Origin of the sequence: Lysobacter auxotrophicus (genome assembly GCF_027924565.1) — a bacterium.
GTDB classification, from domain to species: domain Bacteria; phylum Pseudomonadota; class Gammaproteobacteria; order Xanthomonadales; family Xanthomonadaceae; genus Lysobacter_J; species Lysobacter_J auxotrophicus.
The window spans coordinates 313,781-336,505 of record NZ_AP027041.1; the positions used below are offsets into that span (position 1 = coordinate 313,781).

Consider the following 22,725-nt stretch of genomic DNA (forward strand, 5'->3'; position numbering starts at 1 on the left):
TGGACGGGGCGAGGATGGAGGCTCCGTCGCGCGCAGCCCAGCCCCGAAGGTCATACCGCCCTCCGGCTGCGCGCAGGCGATGCGCTATCGTCGCCCCGGGGATGGAATGCCGGCGACCGCCGGCCGCAGGGAGTCGCATGTTCCGCAAGACGCTGGTCGTCGGTTGCCTCGCAGCCGTCTTCTGTTTCGCCCATTTGCCCGCGCGCGCGCAGGGTTCGGTTCCCGAAGCGCGCTTCACCGCGTCGGACCAGCTGGTCATCGACTTCCCGCAGGCCGTGCAGGCCTGGGACAACCGCGTCGGCGATGCCGGTGTGCGCCTGCAGCCCGACCAGCCCAGGACCTGTCGCTGGGACAGCGAAACCCGACTGGCCTGCGCCTTCGAAACGGCCCCGAAAGGCGCCACGCGCTACCGCATCGATCTGGATGCCGGCCTGAAGACCTGGGACGGCAAGCGCCTTCCGGCACGAACGCTGTTTGCCGAGACCGCACGTCCTACGGTGCGGGCATCGATCGACGAGTGGCGCCACGGCGCGCCGTCGATCACGGTGTGGTCCTCCGCGCAAGTCGCGCCAAAGGCATTGCAGGCAGCGCTGCGCCTGCGCATCGACGGCGAAGCGGTCGCATTGCCGTTACCGACGCGGCTTGCGTCGGAACGGTGGCAACGCGGGTTCGCGCGTTTTCGCATCCACCTGCCACGGATCGATGGCGCCAACCGGACGCTGCAACTGGACGTCGCGCCTGGGTTGCGTTCGACCGAAGGCCCGTTGCCCGGCACGCAGGAAGCCACGCTTCTGAAGGCGTTGGCGAACGAGCCGTTCGCTGTGCGACGGCTCGTGTGTCCGAGGCGCGAGGGTCTGGTCGATGCGCCCAATCGTGGCGGCTCGATCCTCGCGCGCTGCCTGCCCGGCGCACCGATCCGGCTGGAGTTCTCGCGCCGGCTTCCACTGCAGGCGCGCGATACCGTCACCCGGCAGTTGCCTGCGGGGCTGACGGTTGCGCCGCAACGCTGGTGGCATTCGGCTTCGACGGACGGCGTGCAGCGCGCACCAGGGGATTGGCTTGCCTTGGAGGCGCAGGCCGCCCATGACGCTTACGCGCTCGCGCTGGGCGATCTGCGTGGCGAGGACAACGAACGCCTGGCGCCAGTGCGTATCGACGTCCAGACCGATGCGGCGCTACCGCAACTGGTGGCGCCCAGGACCGCCGCGCTGCTGGTCTCCGGCGCGCCTTCGTCTGCGCGGCTGAAGGCGATCAATGCAGGCGATATCGCCATCGACGTGGACGGCGTGGGTGCGCGCGCGCGCCACGAGACCGTCCACGTTCGCGGCATGAAGGACGCAACCGTCGAGGCCGCCTCGTCCGTCGCGCGGCGCACGCTTGCCGATGGCGGCTGGGTGAGCTGGACGCCGGAGCGAACCGAGCGGAGGGCAGGCGACTTCGACGGATCCACCGGGCCGGTGCAGTTCGCGGCCCCCGCGTTCGACCTGTACACCGTGCGAGGCGTGCGCGAGGTGCTGGTCTGGGCCAACGAGTGGGAACGCGATGCGGCGGTGTCCGGCGCGGACGTCGAACTGTTGTTGCGCGAACGTGCGGAAGACGGCTTCCGTGTGGTCGCGCGCGGTACCACCAGCAAGGACGGTGTTGCGCTGCTGCGCCTGCCCGACGATGTCGTGTTGCCGCAGAACGATGACGAACCCTCCAAAGCGACGTGGCTGGTGCGCGCGCGACAGCGCTGGCATGGCCGGCGCGCCGTCTTGCCATTGGAGACGGGTTGGTCCGGCCAGCTTGGCCACGCGCTCAGGCGCGTCACCTGGGGCGTGAGCGACCGGCCGATGTACCGGCCCGGCGATACCGTGCATTACCGGCTGTGGCGCCGCGACCGCAACGGCGCGCGACTGCAGGCGGTCGGCGCCGAGGCACCACTGACGCTGCGGCTGCACGACGACAACGAAGGCAAGACGATCACGCAATGGCAGGCCATCCCGTCGGCCGCCGGCGACATCGCCGGCGAACTACGGTTGCCCATCCACCTCACCGATGGCACGTACTGCATCGGCGCGCCGGGCGAGCGCGGCTACGGCGCCGAAGGCGCCTGCTTCTACGTCGGCGTCTACCGCGCGCAGGACCTGTGGGCCGAGCTGTCCGTAACGCCCGGCGTATTGCGCGATGGCCAGCGGTTCACCGCGTGGCTGAGAGCCGGCTACTACTCAGGTGGAACCGCCGCGGGCATCGCGATAAAGAATCTCGAGCTGACGATCGAACCGTTCGGCTTCGCCGAGGCCTACCCGGACTACGCGGCGTACCGGTTCATCAACAGCGACGACGACGCGTACGAGCGCGTTTCGATCGATGTCGACGCAGCCAGCGCGGACGACACGCTCGATCGCGAGGGACGATCGCAACTGGACGCCACGCTGCCGGGCGACAGCAACCCGCGACGCCCGCCGTTCGGCATGTTGGCGCTGTCGACGGAAGTCGCACCGCAGGGTCGCGAGGGAACCGTCGCGAGCGACAGCTCGGTGCTGTACGCGCGCTATCCGGCCTTCGTCGGCCTGCGCACTCTTCCGGCGTGGCCGCGGGGCGATGCGCCGATCCAGCTGGAAGGTGTCGTCGTCGATGCGGCGGGACATGCGATGCCCGATGCCGCCATCACGGTGGACGTGGAGTTCCTGTCCCTCGCCGACGACGACGCGAACACGCGGCGCCTGACGCAATGCGCGCTGCGCGCAGGCGTTGCGACCCGCTGCGACTTCCCGCGGCCTGGCAGCGGTCTGTATCGCTTCACCGCGCACAGCGGTGACGCCGCACCGGTGCAGCTGGATCGCTACCTGTGGCTCGGCGGTGAATCGATGCAGGCGGACATCGACGAAACCGCACTGGAGATCGCCGCCGAGGCGGATGGCGCGACGCTACAGGCGACGCTGCGCCAGCCGTTCGAGCGGGCGCGCGCGCTGTTCGTCATAGCCAGTCACGACCGGATCGAGGACTACCGCGTCGAAACGGTCGCCGGCAACGTCGCGCAATTCGAACTGCCCCGCGTGGACTCCCCGCATTCACAGGTGCACGTGTACGTGCGCGACGCCGACCTGGAGGTGTCGGACGGGCAGGACGACGAGCGCACGCCGGTGGAGGTCGAAACGGCCGATGCGCGCGTGCCGACCCTCCCGGAGCCCGACGCGAAGCCGGCGCCGGTGTCGGTTCGCTTCGAACCGGGGCGCACCGAACCGGGCATGCAGGCGCGCGTGGTGCTGCACAACGACAGCGCGGCCGAGCGCGATGTCGCGCTGTCGGTGATGGACGACGCGCTTCGCTCGCTCGCGCAGCGCTGGCTGGAATACGCCAATCCGCATGGGGCCTCGCTGCTGGGCGCGCTGGGCCACGGCGGCCGCCTCGATCCGGCGGGTTTCGGCGACTTCGTCGATGACGCTAAATGGCGTTACCTGCTTCCGTGGCCCGAAGACACACGCGGCTCCGACTCCGGCGCGGCCTCCTGGAACGGAACGCCGCTTCCGCCGCCGCCGGGGGAGCCGCCCGTGATCGTCGACGATCCTTCGCCGCTGGATGCGCCCGCGGGCTTCAACGAGGTCGCCGGCAACACGACGCTCGACCGGATCGAAGTCACCGGCTCGCGCATCACCCGCGCCCAATTGGAATCGCGCGAAGCCAAGGCGCCCGATGGCACGCTGAAGGCGCCCGAGCAGCGCGGAAACGAATCGCGCGACGCGCAGGCCCTGGCGCGCGTCCGCACCCGTTTCGCCGACACCGCGGCGTGGCATCCCGATCTGCGTCTTGCGCCGGGTGAGACGCGCATCGTCGAGGTGACGCTGCCGGATAACCTGACGCGCTGGCGTGCGGTCGTGTGGAGCAGCGACGCCGACGATGGCTTCGCCATGACCGAAGCGACGCTGGAAACCGGATTGCCACTGGAAGCGCGCCTGCAGGCGCCGGTGCGACTGTATCCGGGCGACCAGTCGCGCCTGATTGCGCACGTGCGACAGACCGGCGATAACGCGACCGACGTCCAGGCCGCACTGCGTTTCGAAGGTGCGAATGCGCCGACGGACCGCCAGGCCACGCTGCGGCTCGCACCGGGCGGGCAGGGAAGTTTCGGCAGCGTCATCGCGCCGCAGGAGGTGGGCACGATCACCGCCGTGGCGAGCGCATCTTCGGCCGACGCGCACGACGCCGTCGCGCAGCCCATCGAAGTAGCAACGCCGCGCATCGCCGCGCGCAAGGTGCTGGCCGGCTGGCTGGGCGATGCACCCGTCGAGCTCGACATCCCGACATTGCCGGCGAACGCGTCCGATGCCAGCGTCCACGTCTCCCTCCAGCACGGCGTAGCCGGCATGGTCGAGGACTGGACGCGTTACATGCAGGCGTATCCGCATCGCTGCTGGGAGCAGATCCTCAGCCGCGCGGTGGCGGCGGCGCTGGCGCTCCAACGCGGCGATACGACGTGGAGCGATGCGTCCGCCGTCGTGCGCGAGGCGATCGACAACGCGGCGGTCTTCCAGGACTCGGATGGTGGGTTCCGCTATTTCACCGGCGCACACGATTGGAGCGATCCGGCGTCGAAGACCGTCCTGACCGCGTACACCGTCGAGGCCTTCGCCGTGCTGCGCAGCCTGGGGCATCCGGTGCAGGACGCTATCGAGAAGAACGCAGCCGGGTTCCTCGAACACGTGAAGCCACTCGCCGAACCGGGCGAGTCACGTGATGCCGCCACGCTGGCGTTGTCGCGCTTCGCCTTCGCGGCGGCGGTCCGCACCGATGTCGAACCCGCGCAGCTCGACGCGCTGTGGCGGCAGTGGGATCGCCTGCCGCTATCGGCGCAGGTCGCGACCGCGCGTGCGCTGGAGGGCAATGCGCATGCGGCCGCCACCCAGGCGAAGCAGCGGCTGATCGCCACCACCGCGGAGCATGGCGGGGCGCGTTCGTTCCGAGCGGCGGACTGGCAGGACCAATGGATGAGCTCGGACCTGCGCGAGCAATGCAACCTGATCGCGTTGCTCGATCGCAAGCCCGACGCCGCGACGGCCGAGGTGCGGCGCACGCTCGTCGCGGGATTGATGGACCTGTATGGCGGCACGCGCAGCGTCGACACGCAGAGCGGCGCGACCTGCCTGATGGCGCTCCAGCGGAACGCGCGCGATGCTGGCGGCGACACGGCGGCGCGTGTCGAACTCGGCAGCGCGCAGGGCGAACTGCGGTTGCGTTCCGGCGAACGCAATACGCAATGGGTCGCGCCACTTGCGCAAGCCGGGCAGCTGCGCATCGCGGCGGCCCCTGGGTCCTCGGGCGAAACGCCCACCGGTTTCATCGCCGAACTGCGCTACCAGGAAGATGCGCGCGTCGCCCAGGCGTCGGCGATCGGGCTGGCGATCGCGCGTCGCTACGCGGTCTTCCGCAGCGGCGAGTGGCAACTTCTGCGCGGTGGCGCAGTTCGTGAAGGCGAGTGGATCAGGATCACGCTGGCGATCGATAACAGCGCAACACGCCGCTTCATCGCCATCACCGACCAGGTGCCGGGCGGACTGCGCCCGACCGACCTGAGCCTGTCCGGCGTCGTGGTGCGGGATATAGAGCGCGTGTCCGATACCGGCAGCGGCGCGTTCGCCACGCGCCGCCTGGATGCCCGCGCGCCGAAGTTCTACGCGGAAACGTTGCCCGCCGGCCACCATGAAGTGCATTACTTCGCCTTGGCCGGCAACGGTGGCGATTACCTGGCCGCGCCCGCGGTAGCTGAACCGATGTATGGCGGCGCGGGCACCGCGCGTACCGCAGCGGCGCGCATCCGCATCGTCGCCCAGGAGCGTTGAAGCCTGGTCGCACGCAACAAAAAAGGGCCCGGCATGCCGGGCCCTTTCGTTCTTTCGCGTCGATCCGCTTACGGCTTCAAACACCGGTCGAAGAAGTTCTCCGTCAGGCGCAGGCGGTGCAGGTTGTCGGCGCCTTTCAGGCCGTGCTTCGCGCCCGGGTAGGTCATCAGTTCGAACGGCTGGCCGCGCTTCTGCAACGCGCTCATCAGCGCGGTGGAGTTGGTGAACAGCACGTTGTCGTCGGCCATGCCGTGGATCAGCAGCAGCTTCGAGGTGAGGCCGTCGATGTGTTCGAGCACGCGCGCTTCCTGGTAGCCGGCGACGTTCGCCTTCGGCAGGCCCATGTAGCGTTCGGTGTAATGCGTGTCGTACAGCGCCCAGTCGGTGACCGGCGCGCCGGCGACGCCGCAGGCGTACTGGTTCGAGGCCTTCGCCAGCAGCATCAGCGTCATGTAGCCGCCGTTGGACCAGCCGTACACGCCGATGCGCGAGCCGTCGATCCACGGCTGCGACTTCAGCCATTCCACGCCGCGCAGCTGGTCGGCGACTTCCACCGTGCCCTGCTTGCCGTACAGCGCGCCGCCGAACGCCGCGCCGCGTCGTGGCGTGCCGCGGTTGTCGAGCGAGAACACCACGAAGCCGTGCTGCGCCAGGTACTGGTTGAAGTCCGGCGCCCAGGTGCGCTTCACCGTCTGCGAGGCGGGGCCGCCGTACACCATCACCACGACGGGATAGCGCTTGCCCGCATCGAAGCCGGCGGGCTTGATCAGGCTGTAGTGCAGCGGCGTCTTGCCGTCGGCGGCCTGGATCGTGCCGAACTCGATCGGGCGATGCGCGCCCGCGTACCTGGCGTACGGATGCTGCGGGTCGGCGACGTCGTTCTTCAGCAGCGCGGCGATGCGCGTGCCGTCGTTGCGGAACAGCTCCAGCTGCGGCGGCGTGGTCGGGCTCGACCAGTTGTCGACGTACACGCTCGCATTGGCCGCGAAACTCGCCGCATGCGTGCCGTCGCTCCTGGACAGGCGTTCGATCGCGCCGCCGGCGAGCGGCACGCGATACACCTGCGCGTCCAGCGGCGAATCCTTGCCCGCGGCGAAGTACACGTAACCGGCGGTTTCATCGACCGCGAGCACGCCGTCCACCGGCCACTCGCCGGACGTCAGCGCAGTCGCCTTCGAACCGTCCTCGCTCAGCACGTACAGGTGTTCGAAACCGCTGCGCTCGCTGTTCCACAGGATGCGGCCGTCCTGGAGGAAACGCAGGTCATCGTGCAGCGGCACCCACGTCGTGCTGGTTTCCTTCTGCAGCACGCGCTGGCGGCCGCTGGCGAGGTCGGCTTCGATCAGTTCGAGCAGGTGCTGGTCGCGCGACTGGCGCTGGAACGTCAGCCGCTGCGGGTCGCGCCAGTCCACGCGCGCAAGGTAGATATCCTGCTCCTTGCCCAGGTCGATCCACTTCGGCGCGGCGTTCGCCGCCGGCTGGATCACGCCCAGCTTCACCAGCACGTTGCGGTCGCCGGCGGCGGGGTAACGCTGCTCGACGACTTCGGTGCGATCCGGATACACCTCGTAGCGCTTCTGCACCGGCACCGGCGTTTCGTCGATGCGCGCGAAGGCGATGGCCGAATCGTCCGGCGCCCACCAGTAACCGGTGTGGCGGTTCATTTCCTCGTCGGCGACGAATTCCGCGACGCCGTTGCCGATGACCTCGCTGCCATCGCGTGTGAGCTGGATCGACTTGCCGGTCGCAAGGTCGATCGCCCACAGGTTGCGGTTGCGCACGAAGCTGACGAAGCCGCCGCGCGGCGAGATCTTCGGATCCGTCGCGAATCCTTCGCCGCTGGTGAGCTTGCGCACCGCCGACTTGCCGGTCTTCGACAGGTCGTACAGGTACAGCTCGCCGCCCAGCGGGAACAGCAGCGAGCGGCCGTCGGGCGCCCACTGGTAATCGACGATGCCGCTGAGCGCGGCGATGCGCTGTCGCTCGCGGCGCGCCTTCTCCTCGTCGCTGAGCACTTCATCGCCCGGCAGGATGTCGTCCGCATCCACCAGCTTCGCCGTGTGGCCGCTGGCGATGTCGTACGCCCACAGGTCCAGCCGGTTGCGGTTGGTGTCCTTGCCGCGCAGGAACGTCACGCGCTTGCCGTCCGGTGAGATCTTCGCCTTCATCAGGCTGGGGCCGGACAGCGGCGCGTCGCCGGCGAGGGCTTCGAGCGTGAGCTTGACCGGTGCGGTAGCCGGTTGCGCGGGAGCGGCGTGTGCGGGAATGGCGACGGACATGGCGAGCAGGCAGGCGGCGAGGCCGCGAACGGTGAGATTGTTCATTCGTTGGAGTTGGCGGGCGTTCCGAAGAGGATCTTGTGCATTTCCGGCGTCATCTCACGCTTGGCGCCGTACTGGTCGGCCAGCGCGTAGGCGCGCTTCACCGCCGGACGCTGCGCGACGGCGTCGTGCCATCGGCGGACGTTGGCGAATTCGGTCAGGTCCAGCGGCGCCTTCGTGTAGGGATTGATCCACGGGTGCGCGGCCATGTCGGCGATGGAGTACTCGCCGGCGATGAACTCGCGGCCTTCCAGCTGGCGGTCGAGCACGCCCAGCAGGCGCAGCACTTCGCGGCGGTAGCGGTCCTTCGCGTAGGCGATGTCTTCCGGCGCGTAGACGTGGAAGTGGCCGTACTGCCCGGTCATCGGGCCCAGGCCGCCGATCTGCCAGTGCAGCCACTGGCTCACGACGGTGCGGCCGCGCAGGTCCTGCGGGACGAAGCGGCCGGTCTTGTTCGCCAGGTAGGCGAGGATCGCGCCGGATTCGAACACGCTGATGTGCATGCCCTCGTCGCCGGGTTCGCGATCGACGATCGCCGGCATCTTGTTGTTGGGGGAGATCTTCAGGAACTCCGCCTTGAACTGGTCGCCGGCGCCGATGTCGACCGGATGGATCGTGTAGTCCAGCCCGGCTTCCTCGAGGAAGATCGTGATCTTGTGGCCGTTCGGGGTGGGCCAGTAGTGCAGGTCGATCATGGGCTGGGGCTCCGGCGGGGTGGGGGCCGTCCAGTGTAAGGGCAGGGGCGGTGTGCCCGGTCCGGCGGAACGCGATGCTCACTCCAAAGACAGGCCATCGTCGATTGGCGGCTGTCATGGCCCGCCGTTACCCTAGCCGGCCCCTTTCCGACCGAGCGCCGCATGTCCGATCCGCGTCCCGCCCCGATGAACCCGCTTCCGGCCCTGATCTTCTCCTCGCGCTGGCTGCAGTTGCCGCTGTACCTGGGGCTGATCCTCGCGCAGGGCGTGTACGTGGTGCTGTTCCTGAAGGAGCTGTGGCACCTGATCCTGCACGCCACGCAGTGGACCGAGCAGCAGATCATGCTGATGGTGCTGGGCCTGATCGACGTGGTGATGATCTCCAACCTGCTGGTGATGGTGATCGTCGGCGGCTACGAGACCTTCGTCTCGCGCCTGCGGCTGGAAGGCCACCCCGACCAGCCCGAATGGCTGAGCCACGTCAACGCGAGCGTGCTGAAGGTGAAGCTGGCGATGGCGATCATCGGCATCTCCTCGATCCACCTGCTCAAGACGTTCATCGCCATCGGCAGCCTGGGTTCGGCGAACAGTACGTACACCACCGACGGCGTGATGTGGCAGACGATCATCCACTGCGTGTTCATCCTGTCCGCCATCGGCATCGCGTACACCGACAAGCTGATGGCGCAGGCGGTGGTGAAGCACAAGGCGCATTGAGCTTGGAAGCCCCTCTCCCGGCGGGAGAGGGGTTGGGATGAGGGGCCGCGGAGTGGTGCCGGTGAAACCTCACGCGCACGTAGCGAGCGGCCGCGCGTTGGACCTTCCCGACGCTACCGTGGCGTTCCCGCCGCTGATTTCATCCCTTCGCCCGCCGTCGCAGTGAAGGGAGCGGTAATCGCGCGCCGCAACGCCGCGGCGCGGCCTTCGTCGCCGAACACCAGCGCGTCGCCCCGCCGCGTGATGCCGAGGTCGCGATACACCCCATCCACCGACGGAAACTCGCGCGATTGCACGAATCGCGCGTAGTTCGCCGAAAACACCGTTGTGCCGGAAAGCCGGTCCAGCTCGCTCAGGAACTCCGCCGGCGCGACTTCGCCCGTGCCCCTGAGGCAGCAGGCCGAATACTGCGAAAGCACGGCGTCCAGGCTCGATGCGTGGTCGCGCCGCAACGCGACGTCGGCCTGCAGCCAGAACGCCGCGCCCGCCCAGTACACGCGCATCGTGCCTTCGTGCTCGCGACTGAGTTCGATCAGCGGCGCGCCGCTGGATTCGCGGCGGCCCCGGCCGAAGCCGGCTTCCAACAGCTCCCACGCGCGCTCGGGCGACAGCAGCCCGGCGCGGGCGCGCAGCACGTTCTGGTAATAGCTCGCGAGCCCTTCCGACAGCCAGCGCCCGTCGCGACCCAGGTACGGATGGAACAGGTGCGAGAGTTCGTGGATCGCCGTCCAGTCCGCGCGAAGCTCGACCAGTGAGGCGTCGTCGCGCACGAACAGCAGCACCGCCGCATCGCCGCGCCGCAGCGTCTGGCCCCACGGCACGGGGCTCTCGTCGCCGCGGGCTTCCTCACGGTCGACCTGCTCGATCCGCACGCGCGCGCTGTGCAGCGGGTAGCGGCCGAACGCGGTCAGCTGCGCGTGCGCGACTTCGGCGAGCCAGTCCTGCAGCTGCCGGCGGCGCCGCGCGTCGTCCACGCCGATCACGCTCACGCGCAGCTCGGTGTCGCCCGCACGCAGGGTGCGTTCGGCATCGGGTGCGGGCGCCTGCGCCACGCCGACGACTGCCGCGCCGGCGAGCGCGAGTCCCGCTGCGATGCGCATCGATCGGCTCGGACGCATTCAGCTCCTCCATCGTGAACGCCCGCGACGCGGGCCATGAGACCGCCGCCGCTACAATACCCGCATGGATGTCTCCCACCTGCTCGACGCGCTGAACCCAGCGCAGCGCGAGGCCGTCAGCGCCCCGCCCGGTCATTACCTCGTCCTCGCCGGCGCCGGCTCCGGCAAGACCCGCGTGCTCACGCACCGCATCGCCTGGATGAACGAAGTCCACGGCGTGCCCACGCACGGCATCCTCGCGGTGACCTTCACCAACAAGGCCGCCGGCGAGATGCGCCACCGCGTCGACGGCCAGCTGCGCCATGGCGCGCGCGGCATGTGGATCGGCACCTTCCACGGCCTCGCGCACCGGCTGCTGCGCCTGCACTGGCAGGAAGCCAAGCTGCCCGAAGGCTTCCAGGTGCTCGATTCCGACGACCAGCTGCGTCTGGTCAAGCGTGTCGTGCAGGCGCTGGAATTCGACGAGACGCGCTTCCCGCCGCGCCAGATCGTGTGGTGGATCAACGCGCAGAAGGACGAAGGCCGTCGCCCGCACAACCTGCAGCCCACCAGCGGCGATCCGTGGGCCGACGTGATGCACAAATGCTACGAGGCCTACCAGGAGCGCTGCGAACGCGCCGGCCTGGTCGACTTCGCCGAGCTGCTGCTGCGCGCGCACGAACTGCTGCGCGACAACCCGGCGCTGCTGGCCCATTACCGGCACCGTTTCCGCGAGATCCTTGTCGACGAGTTCCAGGACACCAACGCCATCCAGTACGCGTTCGTGCGCGTGCTCGCCGGCGACACCGGGCACGTGTTCGTCGTCGGCGACGACGACCAGTCGATCTACGGCTGGCGCGGCGCGAAAGTCGAGAACATGCAGCGGTTCCTGAAGGATTTCTCCGGCACGCACACGATCCGCCTCGAGCAGAATTACCGCTCCAGCGCGAACATCCTGGAAGCGGCGAACGCGGTCATCGCGCACAACCCCGATCGCCTCGGCAAGAACCTGTGGACCGACAGCGGCACGGGCGAGCCAATCGACCTGTACGCCGCGTACAACGAAATGGACGAGGCGCGTTTCGTGGTCGAACGCCTGCGCCAATGGGTGCGCGATGGCGGCAGCTACGGCGAGGTCGCCATCCTCTATCGCAGCAACGCGCAGTCGCGCGCGTTCGAAGAATCGCTGCTGTCCGAACAGGTGCCGTACCGCGTGTACGGCGGCCTGCGCTTCTTCGAGCGCGCGGAAATCAAGGACACACTCGCGTACCTGCGCCTGATCGCCTCGCGCCTGGACGACGCGGCGTTCGAGCGCGCCGTGAACACGCCGACGCGCGGCATCGGCGAGCGCACGCTGGACGAAGTGCGCCGTCGCGCACGCGCCGACGCCGTATCGCTGTGGGAAGCCGCGCGCCGCATCGTGAACGAGAACGGCCTGACCGCGCGTGCGCGCAACGCCGTCGCGGGTTTCCTCGCGCTCATCGACGACCTCGACAACGAGCTGGGCGCGATGACGCTGCCGGAGAAGATCGACCATGCGTTGATCCGCTCGGGGCTTCGCGAGCATTACTTCAACGAGTCGCGCGGGCAGCTGGATTCGCGCGTGGACAACCTCGACGAACTCGTCTCTGTCGCCTCGCGCTTCACGCGCACGGACGATGAAGATGCGGCGGCGATGCCGGAACTGGTCGCCTTCCTCAGCTACGCCGCGCTGGAAGCCGGCGAAGGCCAGGCGCAGGCCGGCGAGGAAGGCGTGCAGCTGATGACGCTGCACAGCGCGAAGGGGCTGGAGTTTCCGCTGGTGTTCCTGGCTGGCATGGAAGAGGGCGTGTTCCCGAGCGGCCGCTCCACGGAAGAGTACGGTCGCCTGGAGGAGGAGCGCCGCCTCGCCTACGTAGGCATCACCCGTGCGCGGCAGAAGCTGGTGCTGAGCTATGCGGAGTCGCGGCGCATCCACGGCGCCGACATGTACGGCGTGCCGTCGCGCTTCCTTCGCGAGATCCCGGCGCCGCTGCTCAACGAGGTGCGCCCGAAGGTGCAGGTGTCGCGCCCATACAGCGGCGGCGTGCAGCGCGGCGTGCTGGGCGCCAGTCGCGGCCATGCGCCACTGGAGCAGCCGGCGGTGCGGCTGGGCTCGCAGGTGAAGCACCCGTCGTTCGGGCTGGGCACCGTTACCGATTACGAGGGCAGCGGCGCGCATGCGCGCGTGCAGGTGAATTTCGATGACGCCGGCAGCAAGTGGCTCGTGCTGGCGTACGCGAACCTGCAGCCGGCGTGACGCAGGCGCAGGGCGCACACCTCACCAATACCCGTCATCCCGGCGAAGGCCGGGATCCAGGCCTGTGACGGATCCAAGGGCGGCGGGCCCGCACCCCGCATCGTCGTCATTCCAGCGAAAGCTGGAACCCATCTAGATTCTGGCCTGAGCTTCGGCAGCCACAGAAGACGGGTTCCAGCTCGGTAAAAGGGCACGCGCGCGGACGGGCTTCCGGCCTGGGTCCCGGCGTTCGCCGGGATGACGGTGGGAGGAGACGGAAGGCGTCGTCGCCCCTCACTTCCTCAACTTGGGCGACTCATCCAGCGAGCCGTCCGGCAGCAGCGCGACGCAGCGCTTGCGTTCGCGGTCGAACAGCACCGGCATCGGATCCTGGAACAGCGGCCGGCGCACGAACTCCAGCGTCCACTGGAAGTGCTCCAGCTGTTCCAGCGTGCGGGTTTGCTCCGGCGTCAGGCCGGCCCGCAACGCAGCGGCGTCGGGCGCCGGCTTGGGCTTGCGTCTTTCTTTCCCGGACACTCCGGTGTTTCCTCCGTTGCGCCGCATGAAACGGTGCGGCGTACCGTTAACGGCATCGCGCGAGGAAACCTGAGCGCCCGCGGACATCGCATGGACGTGCAGACTAGGGCGCAGGCTTACAGCGCGTCGTGAAACACGACACCCAAAGTGTGACGTCGGCCTGAACGCACGCGGCTGACCCCGTGCCGCAGGTTCACGCGGTACGTGCCGCGCGTGCCGGCCACCGGCCGATGGTGCACGGCGAACACGACGGCATCGCCGCGCCGCAGCGGCACCACGTCGGCGCGCGACTGCATGCGCGGGCGCTGCTCGGTCAGCACGAACTCGCCGCCTTCGAAGTCCACGCCCGGCTGCGACAACAGCACGGCCATCTGCAGCGGGAATACGTGTTCCCCGTACAGATCCTGGTGCAGGCAGTTGTAGTCGCCGGCGTCGTAGCGCAGCAGCAGCGGCGTCGGGCGCGACTGGCCCGCCTCGTGGCAGCGACGCAGGAAGTCCTCGTGCGCGCCGGGATAGCGCACGTCGATCCCCATCGCCTCGTTCCACCGGTTCGCGATGGGGGCCAGCTGCGGATAGACCGTCGAACGCAGCATCGCGACCGTCGCCGGCAGCGGATAGGCGAAATAGCGGTATTCGCCGCTGCCGAACCCGTGCCGCGCCATGACCACGCGACTGCGGAATCCGTCCGGCCGGTCGTACAGCGCGGCGATGGCGCGGCATTCGGGCTCGTCGAGCAGGCCCGGCAGGATCGCGTGGCCGCACGCATCCAGCGATGCCGCCGCGCCGTCCCAGTCCTGCCACGCCACGCGTTGCGCGAGCGCCTTCGCATCGCGCCGCAGGGCGATTGCGGCGCTCATGCGCGCGCCTCACGCTGCAACAGCGCCCGTTTGCGCGCCACGCCCCAGCGGTAGCCGGACACCCGTCCGTCCGCCGCGACGACGCGATGGCACGGCACCACCACCGCGAGCGGATTGGCCGCGCAGGCGGCCGCCACGGCGCGTGCCGACTCCGGCGTGCCAATGCGGCGCGCGAGTTCGCCGTAGCTCACGGTCGAGCCCGCCGGGATCGTGCGCAGCGCCTGCCAGACGCGCATCTGGAACGCCGTGCCGTGGGGGTCGAGCGGCTCGTGCATCGGCAGGTGCGGCGCCTCGATGCAATCGACCACCGATTCCAGCGCGGCCTGCAGGCCGCCGGCGTCCACGGCGAGCGCGGCCGCGGGCCGGCGCGATTGCAGGTCGCGCACCAGTTCGTCGGCGTCTTCGCCGAACAGCACCGCGCACAGACCGGCATCACTGCGCGCGACCAGCACCAGGCCGAGCGAGCTTTCGCCGATCGCGAAGCGGATCGCCTGGGTCCCGCTGCGCGGCCCGCACCGCAGGCACGCGCGGAAGCCGGCGCGTTCGGCGTCGTCGCACGTCGCATGGAACCGCACATTGCTGGACAGCGGCCGGCGCGCGGCGCACGAAGGCCGGCAGTACACGCCGGTGGTCTTCACCGAATAGACGAAGCGCCCGTCGAAGGCGCGATCGCGCGCGCACAGCGCGGCCCAGCGCGGATCGCGCTCGATGTTGTTGTCGGAACGTCGTGGAAGCGTCATCGCGTTCTCCCGTGGAAGGAACGCGATGGAGTCTGCGCGCCGCGCCGCACGCCGGATATCCGGATCGTGCGACCGATGCGCGTGTGGTGTATTACCAGCTCAGCAGCTTGTACTGCACCGGCGAGATCGGGCCTTCGCCCTTGCTGCTGTCGAGGATGCCGTCGGCGTTGTTGTCGACGAGGTAGTAGACCGGACCGCGCGCCGGCGTGATGCGCACCACGCGCAACTGGCCGGCGACGTAGTACTCGTCGATGGTGTCGCCGCCGCTGACGGTGCGCGAGCGCACTTCGGGGTTCTCCAGGCCCGCCGTGGGGTCGCTGCCGCCGCCCATCGTCGCGCAGCCGATCAGGGTCAACGGGAGCAGCAGGGCGAACAGAGCGTGGCGCATGGCGGTCTCCTGGCCGGTCGGCGGGGCGTGTGAAGCGCAGGCCGCAAGGATACGCGCCAGGGCCGCTCCGGAGGGTGACGGCTTGCCGTCCACGGACGACAAAGGGTCGCAGCGTAGAATTCCCGCCATGACCGACACGCCCCGCCTCGTCCTCATCGACGGCTCCAGTTATCTCTATCGCGCCTTCCATGCGCTCCCGCCGCTCACCAACGACGCCGGCGAACCCACCGGCGCCCTGTTCGGCGTGGTCAACATGCTGCGCGCGACGCTGAAGGAACAGCCCGCGTACGTCGCCTTCGTGGTCGACGCGCCTGGCAAGACCTTCCGCGACGACCTGTATCCCGAGTACAAGGCCAATCGTGCGGCGATGCCCGACGACCTGCGCGCGCAGCTGCAGCCGATGTGCGACATCGTCAACGCGTTGGGCATGACGATCCTTCGCATCGAAGGCGTCGAGGCCGACGACGTGATCGGCACGCTCGCCGTGCGCGCGGCGGAGCAGGGCATCGACGTGACGATCTCCACCAGCGACAAGGATTTCGCGCAGCTCGTGCGTCCGGGCATCGCGCTGGTGAACACCATGAGCGGCAGCCGGCTGGATTCGGAGTCCGGCGTCATCGACAAGTTCGGCGTGCGCCCGGACCAGATCATCGACCTGCTCGCGCTGATGGGCGACAGCGTCGACAACATTCCCGGCGTCGAAAAATGCGGGCCGAAAACCGCCGCGAAGTGGCTCGGCGAATACGGCACGCTCGACAACGTCATCGCGCATGCGGAGCAGATCAAGGGCAAGATCGGCGAGAACCTGCGCGCCGCGCTGCCGCGGCTGCCGCTCAACCGCACGCTGACGACGATCAAAACCGACGTCGAACTCGAACAGGGTCCGACGGACCTCGTGCTGCGCGACCGCCACGCCGGCGAGCTGCGCGAGCTGTACGCGCGCTACGGCTTCAAGCAGGCGCTGAAGGAACTCGAAGGCCCCGGCGCGGTGGTCGAGGACCACGCCGGCAGCCCGGCGGGCGTGCGCAACACCGCGGCCGGCTATGCGCGCTCGGGTGCGCCGGCCGAAGGCGTGGACCCGTCGCTCTCGGCGAAGGGCGAGTACGAGGCGATCCTCACGCCGGAGCAGTTCGACGAGTGGCTCGAGCGCCTGCGCGCGTCGGAGGAATTCGCCTTCGACACCGAGACCGATTCGCTCGACCCGATGCAGGCCAACCTCATCGGCCTGAGCCTCGCGGCCGAACCCGGTCGCGGGGCGTACCTGCCGCTCGGCCACGATTATCCCGGCGCGCCGAAGCAGCTCGACCGCACCGAAGCGCTCGCCGCGCTGCGCACGCTGTTCGAGGATCCCACGCGCAAGAAGATGGGTCAGCACGGCAAGTACGACCTGCACGTGCTGCGCCGCAACGGCATCGAAGTGCGCAACTACGCCGACGACACGATGCTGCAGAGCTTCGTCTACAACGCGACGGCGACGCGCCACGACATGGATTCGCTCGCCAAGCGCTACCTCGGCTACGACACCGTGCGCTACGAGGACGTCGCCGGGAAGGGCGCGAAGTCGATTCCGTTCTCGCAGGTGTCCATCGAGGACGCCATGCGTTACGCGGCCGAGGATGCCGACGTCACGCTGCGCCTGCATCGCGTGCTGTCGCCGAAGGTCGAAGCGGTGTCGGGCCTGTCGCACGTCTACCACGAGATCGAGATGCCGCTGGTGCAGGTGCTCGAACGCGTCGAAGCCAACGGCGTGATGGTCGATGCCGACGAGTTGCGCCGGCAGTCGGCGGACCTGGGCAAGCGCATGCTCGCCGCGCAGCAGAAAGCGACGGAGCTGGCCGGTCGCACGTTCAACCTCGATTCGCCCAAGCAGCTCGGCCAGCTGCTGTTCGACGAACTCAAGCTCCCGGCGCTGGTGAAGACGCCGTCCGGTGCGCCGTCGACGAACGAGGAAGCGCTGGAAGCGATCGCCGACCAGCACGAACTGCCGCGCGTGATCCTGGAATACCGCGGCCTGTCGAAGCTGCGCAGCACCTACACCGACAAGCTGCCCGAGATGGTCAACCGCGACACCGGTCGCGTGCACACCAGCTACCACCAGGCGGGCGCGGCAACGGGGCGACTCGCATCGAGCGATCCGAACCTGCAGAACATCCCGATCCGCACCGACGACGGCCGTCGCATCCGCCAGGCGTTCGTCGCGCCGGAAGGCCGCCGCATCGTGGCCTGCGACTACTCGCAGATCGAGCTGCGGATCATGGCGCACCTGTCGGAGGATCCGAGCCTGCTGCGCGCGTTCGAGTCCGGCGCCGACATCCACCGCGCGACCGCGGCGGAAGTGTTCGGCAGGCCGTTCGACGAGGTCACCCACAACGAGCGCCGCGCGGCGAAGGCGATCAACTTCGGCCTGATGTACGGCATGGGCGCGTTCGGGCTGGCGCGACAGCTCAACATCTCGCGCGGCGAGGCGCAGGATTACATCGCGCTGTATTTCAGCCGGTATCCGGGCGTGCGCGATTTCATGGAGCGCACGCGCCAGCAGGCGCGCGAGCAGGGCTACGTCGAGACGGTGTTCGGACGGCGCCTCTACCTGGACAACATCCACGCGCGCAACCAGGGCCTGCGTGCCGGTGCCGAACGCGCGGCGATCAACGCGCCGATGCAGGGCACGGCGGCGGACATCATCAAGCTGGCGATGATCTCCATCGATGGCTGGCTGGCCGACCACCGCGACCGCGCGCTGATGGTGCTGCAGGTGCACGACGAACTGGTGTTCGAGGTCGAGACCGGATTCGTCGATACTTTGGTGAACGAGGCGCGCGATCGGATGTCGCGGGCGGCCGGATTGCGGGTTCCGCTGCTGGTGGACACGGGCGTGGGCCTTAACTGGGACGAGGCGCACTGACCGTTCGTCGGAACCGCGAACCGGCAGTTTTCGTGCCATGGGGCGCTTAACGCGGATTTCGCTGGGCGCCCGGGGAAAAACGTTTTCAGGACGGTGAATGCCTCCTGAATCCAACGAATTGTTAACCCGGATCTTCACGAACCATCCATGTACGGAATGGTCATATAGGTCGCGACAGGTGCAACGCCTGTCGCCGATCTCTCCCTCCCCTGGAGTGATCCCGGAGCGAAGGCCCCTCCCCAGGTCCCGCTCCCCAGCCCCGCCGGCCCCCCCTGCCTGCGGGGCTTTTTAATTTTCCGCATTCGCGAAAAATAAAAACCCCAAGTTTTCGCTGTGCGAAAACTCGGGCCCCGGCTCATCACTCTCCGATCCCTGCGGCTGCCGCCGCGCCCCCTTACCAAGGGGGCTGGTTCCTTCGGTTGGCGTGCTGTCTGTTGCGCGCGGCTACTCCTGCGACGTCTTTCTTTAGGGCGTCATCCAGCCGGAGGCCGGGACCCAGGCCGATAACGGCTGGGCAATCCCAGGTTTTGTAGCCCGGGTAAGCGAAGCGCACCCGGGGCGCGACTGCCTCCAATCTGCTCCGACCGGCGTTGCCTGATTGCGCGGGGTTCTGCGCCGACACTTCTTGCAACGTCATTCCGGCGAAGGCCGGGATCCAGGCTCGCAGCGCGTCCGTGATGCGCGATCGAAAGCTCAGCCGAGCTCACTCAACCAATCGCGCGGGCGCAGGTAGTCCGCCAGGCGCGCCTCGGCGCTGCCTTCCTCCGGCGCGAAGCCGTACTCCCAGCGCACCAGCGGCGGGAGGCTCATGAGGATCGATTCGGTGCGGCCGCCCGATTGCAGGCCGAACAGCGTGCCGCGGTCGAAAACAAGGTTGAACTCGACGTAGCGGCCGCGGCGGTACAGCTGGAAATCGCGCTCGCGCTCACCGTACGGCATTTCCTTGCGGCGCTCGACGATGGGCAGGTAGGCATCGAGGAATCCGTCGCCCACGGCGCGCAGGTACGCGAAGTCCGCGTCGGCGTCCTCGTGCAGGTCATCGAAGAACAGGCCGCCGACGCCGCGCGTTTCGTTGCGATGCTTCAGGAAAAAGTACTCGTCGCACCAGTGCTTATGTTTCTCGTAGCGCGCCTGGCCGCCGAAGGGCTCGCACAACTCGCGCGCGGTGCGATGCCAGTGCAGCACGTCCTCGTCGACCGGATAGAACGGCGTCAGGTCGAAGCCGCCGCCGAACCACCACGCCACCGTTTCGCCATCGCGCACCGCTCGGAAGTGGCGCACGTTCGCGTGCGTGGTCGGCAAGTGCGGATTGCGCGGGTGGAACACGAGCGATACGCCGACCGCGCGCCACGAAGCGCCCGCGAGTTCCGGTCGCGCCGCGGTCGCCGACGGCGGCAGCTTCGTGCCGGACACGTCGGAGAAGCCGATGCCCGCCTGTTCGAACACCGCGCCGTCGCGCAGCACGCGGGTACGTCCACCGCCGCCGCCAAGCGCGTTTCCGCCGACGCTGGCGTCGTCGGGAGCCCGCTGCCACTGATCCTCGCGAAACCGCGCTTTGCCGTCGGCGTGTTCGATGGCCGCGCAGATGCGGTCCTGCAGCTCGGTGAGGTAGGCACGGACGTCGTCGAAAGCCGGGGCAGGCGAGCTCATGTTCACAGGGACATAGCGGGGCAGGCGCGCATGATAGCCGCCGCCCGTTCAGGGGGCCGTCGACGGAGCGGCGTACGCCGGGGTCGCGACGATCATCAGGTGTGGGAGGTGTGTGATGCGCATGCTCCGCCCGTGTGTGCTGTCCTGCGTTCTCATCGCCGCGCTGTCGGCGACCTCGTGCAAGCGCGAGGCCGCGCCCGCGGCTTCCACCGCACCCACGCCCGCGGCGCCCGCGCCGGCGAGCGCGCCACCGCCGGCCGCACAGGCGCCCGCGCAGCGCGTGTTCGCGCAGGAAGAACTCGACCAGATGGTCGCGCCGATCGCGCTGTATCCCGACTCGTTGCTCACGCAGGTGCTGATGGCCGCGACGTATCCGGGCAACGTCGCCGATGCGGTCGCGTGGTCGAAGGCGCATCCCGATGCGAAGGGCGACGCGGCGGTGAAGCTCGTCGCGGACCAGCCGTGGGATCCGAGCGTGCAATCGCTGGTGGCGTTTCCGCAGGTGATGTCGACGCTCTCGCAGGACCCGGGCTGGGTGCAGCGCCTGGGCGACGCGTTCCTGGCGCAACCGTCCGATGTGATGGATGCCGTGCAGCGCCTGCGCCGCGCCGCGCAGGCGGCCGGCAACCTGCGCAGTTCAGAGCAGCAGACGGTGACGGTCCTGCCCGCGCAGGCGGCGCCGACGACGGTCGTGGTCGAAGGTAGCGCGGCCCCTGCGCCGCAGGCGCAGATCATCCAGATCGAACCGGCCAATCCGGAGGTCGTCTACGTTCCCAGCTACAACCCGACCACGGTGTATGGCGCGTGGCCGTATCCGTCGTACCCGCCGGCGTACTACCCGCCGGCGCCCGCGTGGTATCCGGGCGGCGTGCTCGCCGCGGGGCTGGCGTTCGGTACCGGCGTGGCGGTCGCCGACGCGTTGTGGGGCGATTGGGACTGGCATGGCGGCGACGTCGACATCGACGTGAACCGCTACAACAACATCAACGTGAATCGCCGCATCGACGCGAACCAGAACGTGTGGCGTCACGACGCCAACTTCCGCGGCGACGTGCCGTATCGCGATGCACGCAGCCGCGAGCAGTTCGGCCAGCAGCGACTGCCGGGCGCCGACCAGCGGCAGCAGTTCCGCGGCAACGACGCGGCGCACCAGGCCAGCCGGGATCGCGCGCGGCAGGAGATGGAGCGGCGGGGGTTCGAGGCGCCTGCCGCGAGCAATCGCCAGGCGCAGGAGCGCGCACGCGAGGCCGGGCGCGATATCCAGAATCGCCCCGGCGGGCTGGATGCGCGCACCGGAGCGGGCGGCGCGGGCGTGCAGCGCGACCCCGCGCGCGAACGCGCCCGCGAAACGGCGCACGCGCGTACGCAGCAGGCCTCGCAGCGCGATGCGTCGCAGGCGCGCGATCGCGCCAGCGCCGGCACGCATCGCGACGCCGGTCCGCGCACGACGCACGCGAACCTGCAGGCGCGCGACGCGGCGCGCGGATCGCACGCTGGCGGCATGCAGCATTCGCAGGTGAACCAGCCGCGCCTGAAGGACCACGCGCAATCGCGCCCGGCGCACGAGGTCTCGCGCAACAACGCCTTCGAAGGCGCGCGGCATCCGCAGCAGTCGCGCGCGCAGGTCGAGCGCGGGCAGCAGAGCCGGCAGATGCAGCAGCGTCCGCAGTCATCGCGCTCCGGCGGGCACCAGGTGCAGCGCCAGTCGCACGGCGGCGGCGGGCGGCGCCGCGGCTGATCGCGTTTCGATGGCAGGTTCGACGAGGAGTCCTTCGATGAAGCGTGCATCCTGGATCATGCTGGCCGTGTCCTTCGCACTGAGCGTCGCGCCGGCGTTCGCGCAGAGTGCGTATCCCACCGCGGACGCGGCGGCGAACGCGTTCGTCTCCGCCGTCGAGACGCGCGACCAGGCGGCGTTGCAGGAGGTGCTCGGCGCGCAGTGGCGCGACTACATCCCGATGGAAGGCATCGACCGCGAGGACGTCGACGCGTTCCTCGCGATGTGGAAGCAGTCGCATCGCGTGATCGCCGACGGCGCGACGGCGAAGCTCGCCGTCGGCGACGGTGGCTGGACGCTGCCGATCCCGCTGAAGCAGGACAAGGCCGGTTGGCGGTTCGACCCGAAGGCCGGTGGCGAGGAAATGCGCGTGCGGCGCATCGGCCGCAACGAGCTCGCCGTGCTGCAGGCGGTACAGGCGTATCGCGACGCGCAGCTGGATTATGCCGAGCACGACCACGACGGCGACGGCGTGCTCGAATACGCGCAGCACATCCTCAGCAGCGACGGAAAGCACGACGGACTGTACTGGCCCGAGGATGGCAGCGCGGACGTGAGCCCGCTCGGCCCGCTGTTCGGCGATGACCTGCCCAAGGGCGATTACCTTGGCTACCGCTATCGCATCCTCACCTCGCAGGGCGCGTCCGCGCCGGGCGGTGCGCGCGATTACCGCATCGACGGCCGCATGACGCGCGGCTTCGCGCTGATCGCATGGCCGGCGAAATACGGCGATACGGGCGTGATGAGCTTCATGATCGGGCCGGACGGGCAGGTGTTCGAGAAGGACCTCGGCCCGGGCGGCGAAGCGGTCGCAAAAGGGATGAAGGGCTTCGATCCGGATTCGAGCTGGAGCGAGGCGAAGACGCCGGATTCGCCAGCGACGGCGACGCGATAACGATCACTCAGAATCTTTCTAGTCATTACGTACGGAAAGCGCGTGTTCGCGTCGGCACACTGCGAATTCCTTC

At 69.0% G+C, this 22,725-nt stretch carries 14 protein-coding genes; 6 read left to right on the forward strand and 8 right to left on the reverse strand.

The window, feature by feature from the left end; genetic code table 11:
* Positions 1 to 137 precede the first annotated feature (137 nt).
* Positions 138 to 5,819, forward strand: coding sequence for an alpha-2-macroglobulin family protein (locus LA521A_RS01405; protein WP_281780610.1), 5,682 nt, complete (start codon positions 138 to 140; stop codon positions 5,817 to 5,819).
* Positions 5,820 to 5,887: 68 nt separating this feature from the next.
* Here the strand turns inward: LA521A_RS01405 and LA521A_RS01410 are convergent, their stop codons facing one another.
* On the reverse strand, positions 5,888 to 8,098 hold the full coding sequence (locus LA521A_RS01410) for a dipeptidyl aminopeptidase 4 (RefSeq protein WP_281782158.1): 2,211 nt from the start codon (positions 8,096 to 8,098) through the stop codon (positions 5,888 to 5,890).
* Between the two features lie 41 nt (positions 8,099 to 8,139).
* Positions 8,140 to 8,835: a glutathione S-transferase N-terminal domain-containing protein gene (locus LA521A_RS01415; protein ID WP_281780611.1), complete on the reverse strand. Its 696-nt coding sequence runs from the start codon at positions 8,833 to 8,835 to the stop codon at positions 8,140 to 8,142.
* A gap of 162 nt (positions 8,836 to 8,997) precedes the next feature.
* Between LA521A_RS01415 and LA521A_RS01420 the strand changes: the two genes are divergently transcribed.
* Complete coding sequence (locus LA521A_RS01420) at positions 8,998 to 9,552, forward strand: TIGR00645 family protein (RefSeq protein WP_281780612.1); 555 nt, start codon at positions 8,998 to 9,000, stop codon at positions 9,550 to 9,552.
* A 113-nt stretch (positions 9,553 to 9,665) separates the two neighbouring features.
* Here the strand turns inward: LA521A_RS01420 and LA521A_RS01425 are convergent, their stop codons facing one another.
* Complete coding sequence (locus LA521A_RS01425) at positions 9,666 to 10,670, reverse strand: M61 metallopeptidase family protein (protein ID WP_281780613.1); 1,005 nt, start codon at positions 10,668 to 10,670, stop codon at positions 9,666 to 9,668.
* A 64-nt stretch (positions 10,671 to 10,734) separates the two neighbouring features.
* Here LA521A_RS01425 and uvrD point away from each other — a divergent pair, with 64 nt between their 5' ends.
* Positions 10,735 to 12,927, forward strand: coding sequence for a DNA helicase II (gene uvrD / locus LA521A_RS01430; protein WP_281780614.1), 2,193 nt, complete (start codon positions 10,735 to 10,737; stop codon positions 12,925 to 12,927).
* 273 nt (positions 12,928 to 13,200) lie between these two features.
* Here uvrD and LA521A_RS01435 read toward each other — a convergent pair whose 3' ends face one another.
* The 4 genes from LA521A_RS01435 to LA521A_RS01450 all read right to left on the reverse strand — a co-directional run bounded on the left by LA521A_RS01435 (position 13,201) and on the right by LA521A_RS01450 (position 15,428).
* Positions 13,201 to 13,443, reverse strand: coding sequence for a hypothetical protein (locus LA521A_RS01435; RefSeq protein WP_281780615.1), 243 nt, complete (start codon positions 13,441 to 13,443; stop codon positions 13,201 to 13,203).
* Positions 13,444 to 13,559: 116 nt separating this feature from the next.
* Complete coding sequence (locus tag LA521A_RS01440; RefSeq protein WP_281780616.1) at positions 13,560 to 14,300, reverse strand: 2OG-Fe(II) oxygenase; 741 nt, start codon at positions 14,298 to 14,300, stop codon at positions 13,560 to 13,562.
* A complete protein-coding gene (locus tag LA521A_RS01445) occupies positions 14,297 to 15,040 on the reverse strand; it encodes a methylated-DNA--[protein]-cysteine S-methyltransferase (RefSeq protein ID WP_281780617.1) in 744 nt (247 codons plus the stop codon). Before LA521A_RS01445 ends, LA521A_RS01440 begins: the two co-directional genes overlap by 4 nt.
* A gap of 91 nt (positions 15,041 to 15,131) precedes the next feature.
* Positions 15,132 to 15,428, reverse strand: coding sequence for a DUF2782 domain-containing protein (locus tag LA521A_RS01450; protein ID WP_281780618.1), 297 nt, complete (start codon positions 15,426 to 15,428; stop codon positions 15,132 to 15,134).
* 127 nt (positions 15,429 to 15,555) lie between these two features.
* Here LA521A_RS01450 and polA point away from each other — a divergent pair, with 127 nt between their 5' ends.
* Positions 15,556 to 18,330 (forward strand): DNA polymerase I, encoded by a 2,775-nt coding sequence (gene polA, locus LA521A_RS01455; RefSeq protein ID WP_281780619.1) that lies wholly within the window; start codon positions 15,556 to 15,558, stop codon positions 18,328 to 18,330.
* 693 nt (positions 18,331 to 19,023) lie between these two features.
* Here polA and hemF read toward each other — a convergent pair.
* Positions 19,024 to 19,980 carry an oxygen-dependent coproporphyrinogen oxidase gene (gene hemF, locus LA521A_RS01460; protein ID WP_281780620.1) on the reverse strand — a complete coding sequence of 319 codons (957 nt, stop codon included), beginning with the start codon at positions 19,978 to 19,980 and terminating at the stop codon, positions 19,024 to 19,026.
* A gap of 115 nt (positions 19,981 to 20,095) precedes the next feature.
* Here hemF and LA521A_RS01465 point away from each other — a divergent pair, with 115 nt between their 5' ends.
* The gene (locus LA521A_RS01465; protein WP_281780621.1) at positions 20,096 to 21,718 is read left to right on the forward strand and encodes a DUF3300 domain-containing protein; all 1,623 of its coding nucleotides are present in this window, start codon (positions 20,096 to 20,098) and stop codon (positions 21,716 to 21,718) included.
* 37 nt (positions 21,719 to 21,755) lie between these two features.
* The gene (locus LA521A_RS01470; protein ID WP_281780622.1) at positions 21,756 to 22,652 is read left to right on the forward strand and encodes a DUF2950 domain-containing protein; all 897 of its coding nucleotides are present in this window, start codon (positions 21,756 to 21,758) and stop codon (positions 22,650 to 22,652) included.
* Positions 22,653 to 22,725 lie beyond the last annotated feature (73 nt).

What these genes read in the sequence shown, in the direction of transcription:
- LA521A_RS01405 (WP_281780610.1), top strand. Translation starts at nt 138, where the DNA reads ATGTTCCGCAAGACGCTGGTCGTCGGTTGCCTCGCAGCCGTCTTCTGT.
- LA521A_RS01410 (WP_281782158.1), bottom strand. Translation starts at nt 8,098, where the DNA reads ATGTCCGTCGCCATTCCCGCACACGCCGCTCCCGCGCAACCGGCTACC.
- LA521A_RS01415 (WP_281780611.1), bottom strand. Translation starts at nt 8,835, where the DNA reads ATGATCGACCTGCACTACTGGCCCACCCCGAACGGCCACAAGATCACG.
- LA521A_RS01420 (WP_281780612.1), top strand. Translation starts at nt 8,998, where the DNA reads ATGTCCGATCCGCGTCCCGCCCCGATGAACCCGCTTCCGGCCCTGATC.
- LA521A_RS01425 (WP_281780613.1), bottom strand. Translation starts at nt 10,670, where the DNA reads ATGCGTCCGAGCCGATCGATGCGCATCGCAGCGGGACTCGCGCTCGCC.
- uvrD (WP_281780614.1), top strand. Translation starts at nt 10,735, where the DNA reads ATGGATGTCTCCCACCTGCTCGACGCGCTGAACCCAGCGCAGCGCGAG.
- LA521A_RS01440 (WP_281780616.1), bottom strand. Translation starts at nt 14,300, where the DNA reads ATGAGCGCCGCAATCGCCCTGCGGCGCGATGCGAAGGCGCTCGCGCAA.
- LA521A_RS01445 (WP_281780617.1), bottom strand. Translation starts at nt 15,040, where the DNA reads ATGACGCTTCCACGACGTTCCGACAACAACATCGAGCGCGATCCGCGC.
- LA521A_RS01450 (WP_281780618.1), bottom strand. Translation starts at nt 15,428, where the DNA reads ATGCGCCACGCTCTGTTCGCCCTGCTGCTCCCGTTGACCCTGATCGGC.
- polA (WP_281780619.1), top strand. Translation starts at nt 15,556, where the DNA reads ATGACCGACACGCCCCGCCTCGTCCTCATCGACGGCTCCAGTTATCTC.
- hemF (WP_281780620.1), bottom strand. Translation starts at nt 19,980, where the DNA reads ATGAGCTCGCCTGCCCCGGCTTTCGACGACGTCCGTGCCTACCTCACC.
- LA521A_RS01465 (WP_281780621.1), top strand. Translation starts at nt 20,096, where the DNA reads ATGCGCATGCTCCGCCCGTGTGTGCTGTCCTGCGTTCTCATCGCCGCG.
- LA521A_RS01470 (WP_281780622.1), top strand. Translation starts at nt 21,756, where the DNA reads ATGAAGCGTGCATCCTGGATCATGCTGGCCGTGTCCTTCGCACTGAGC.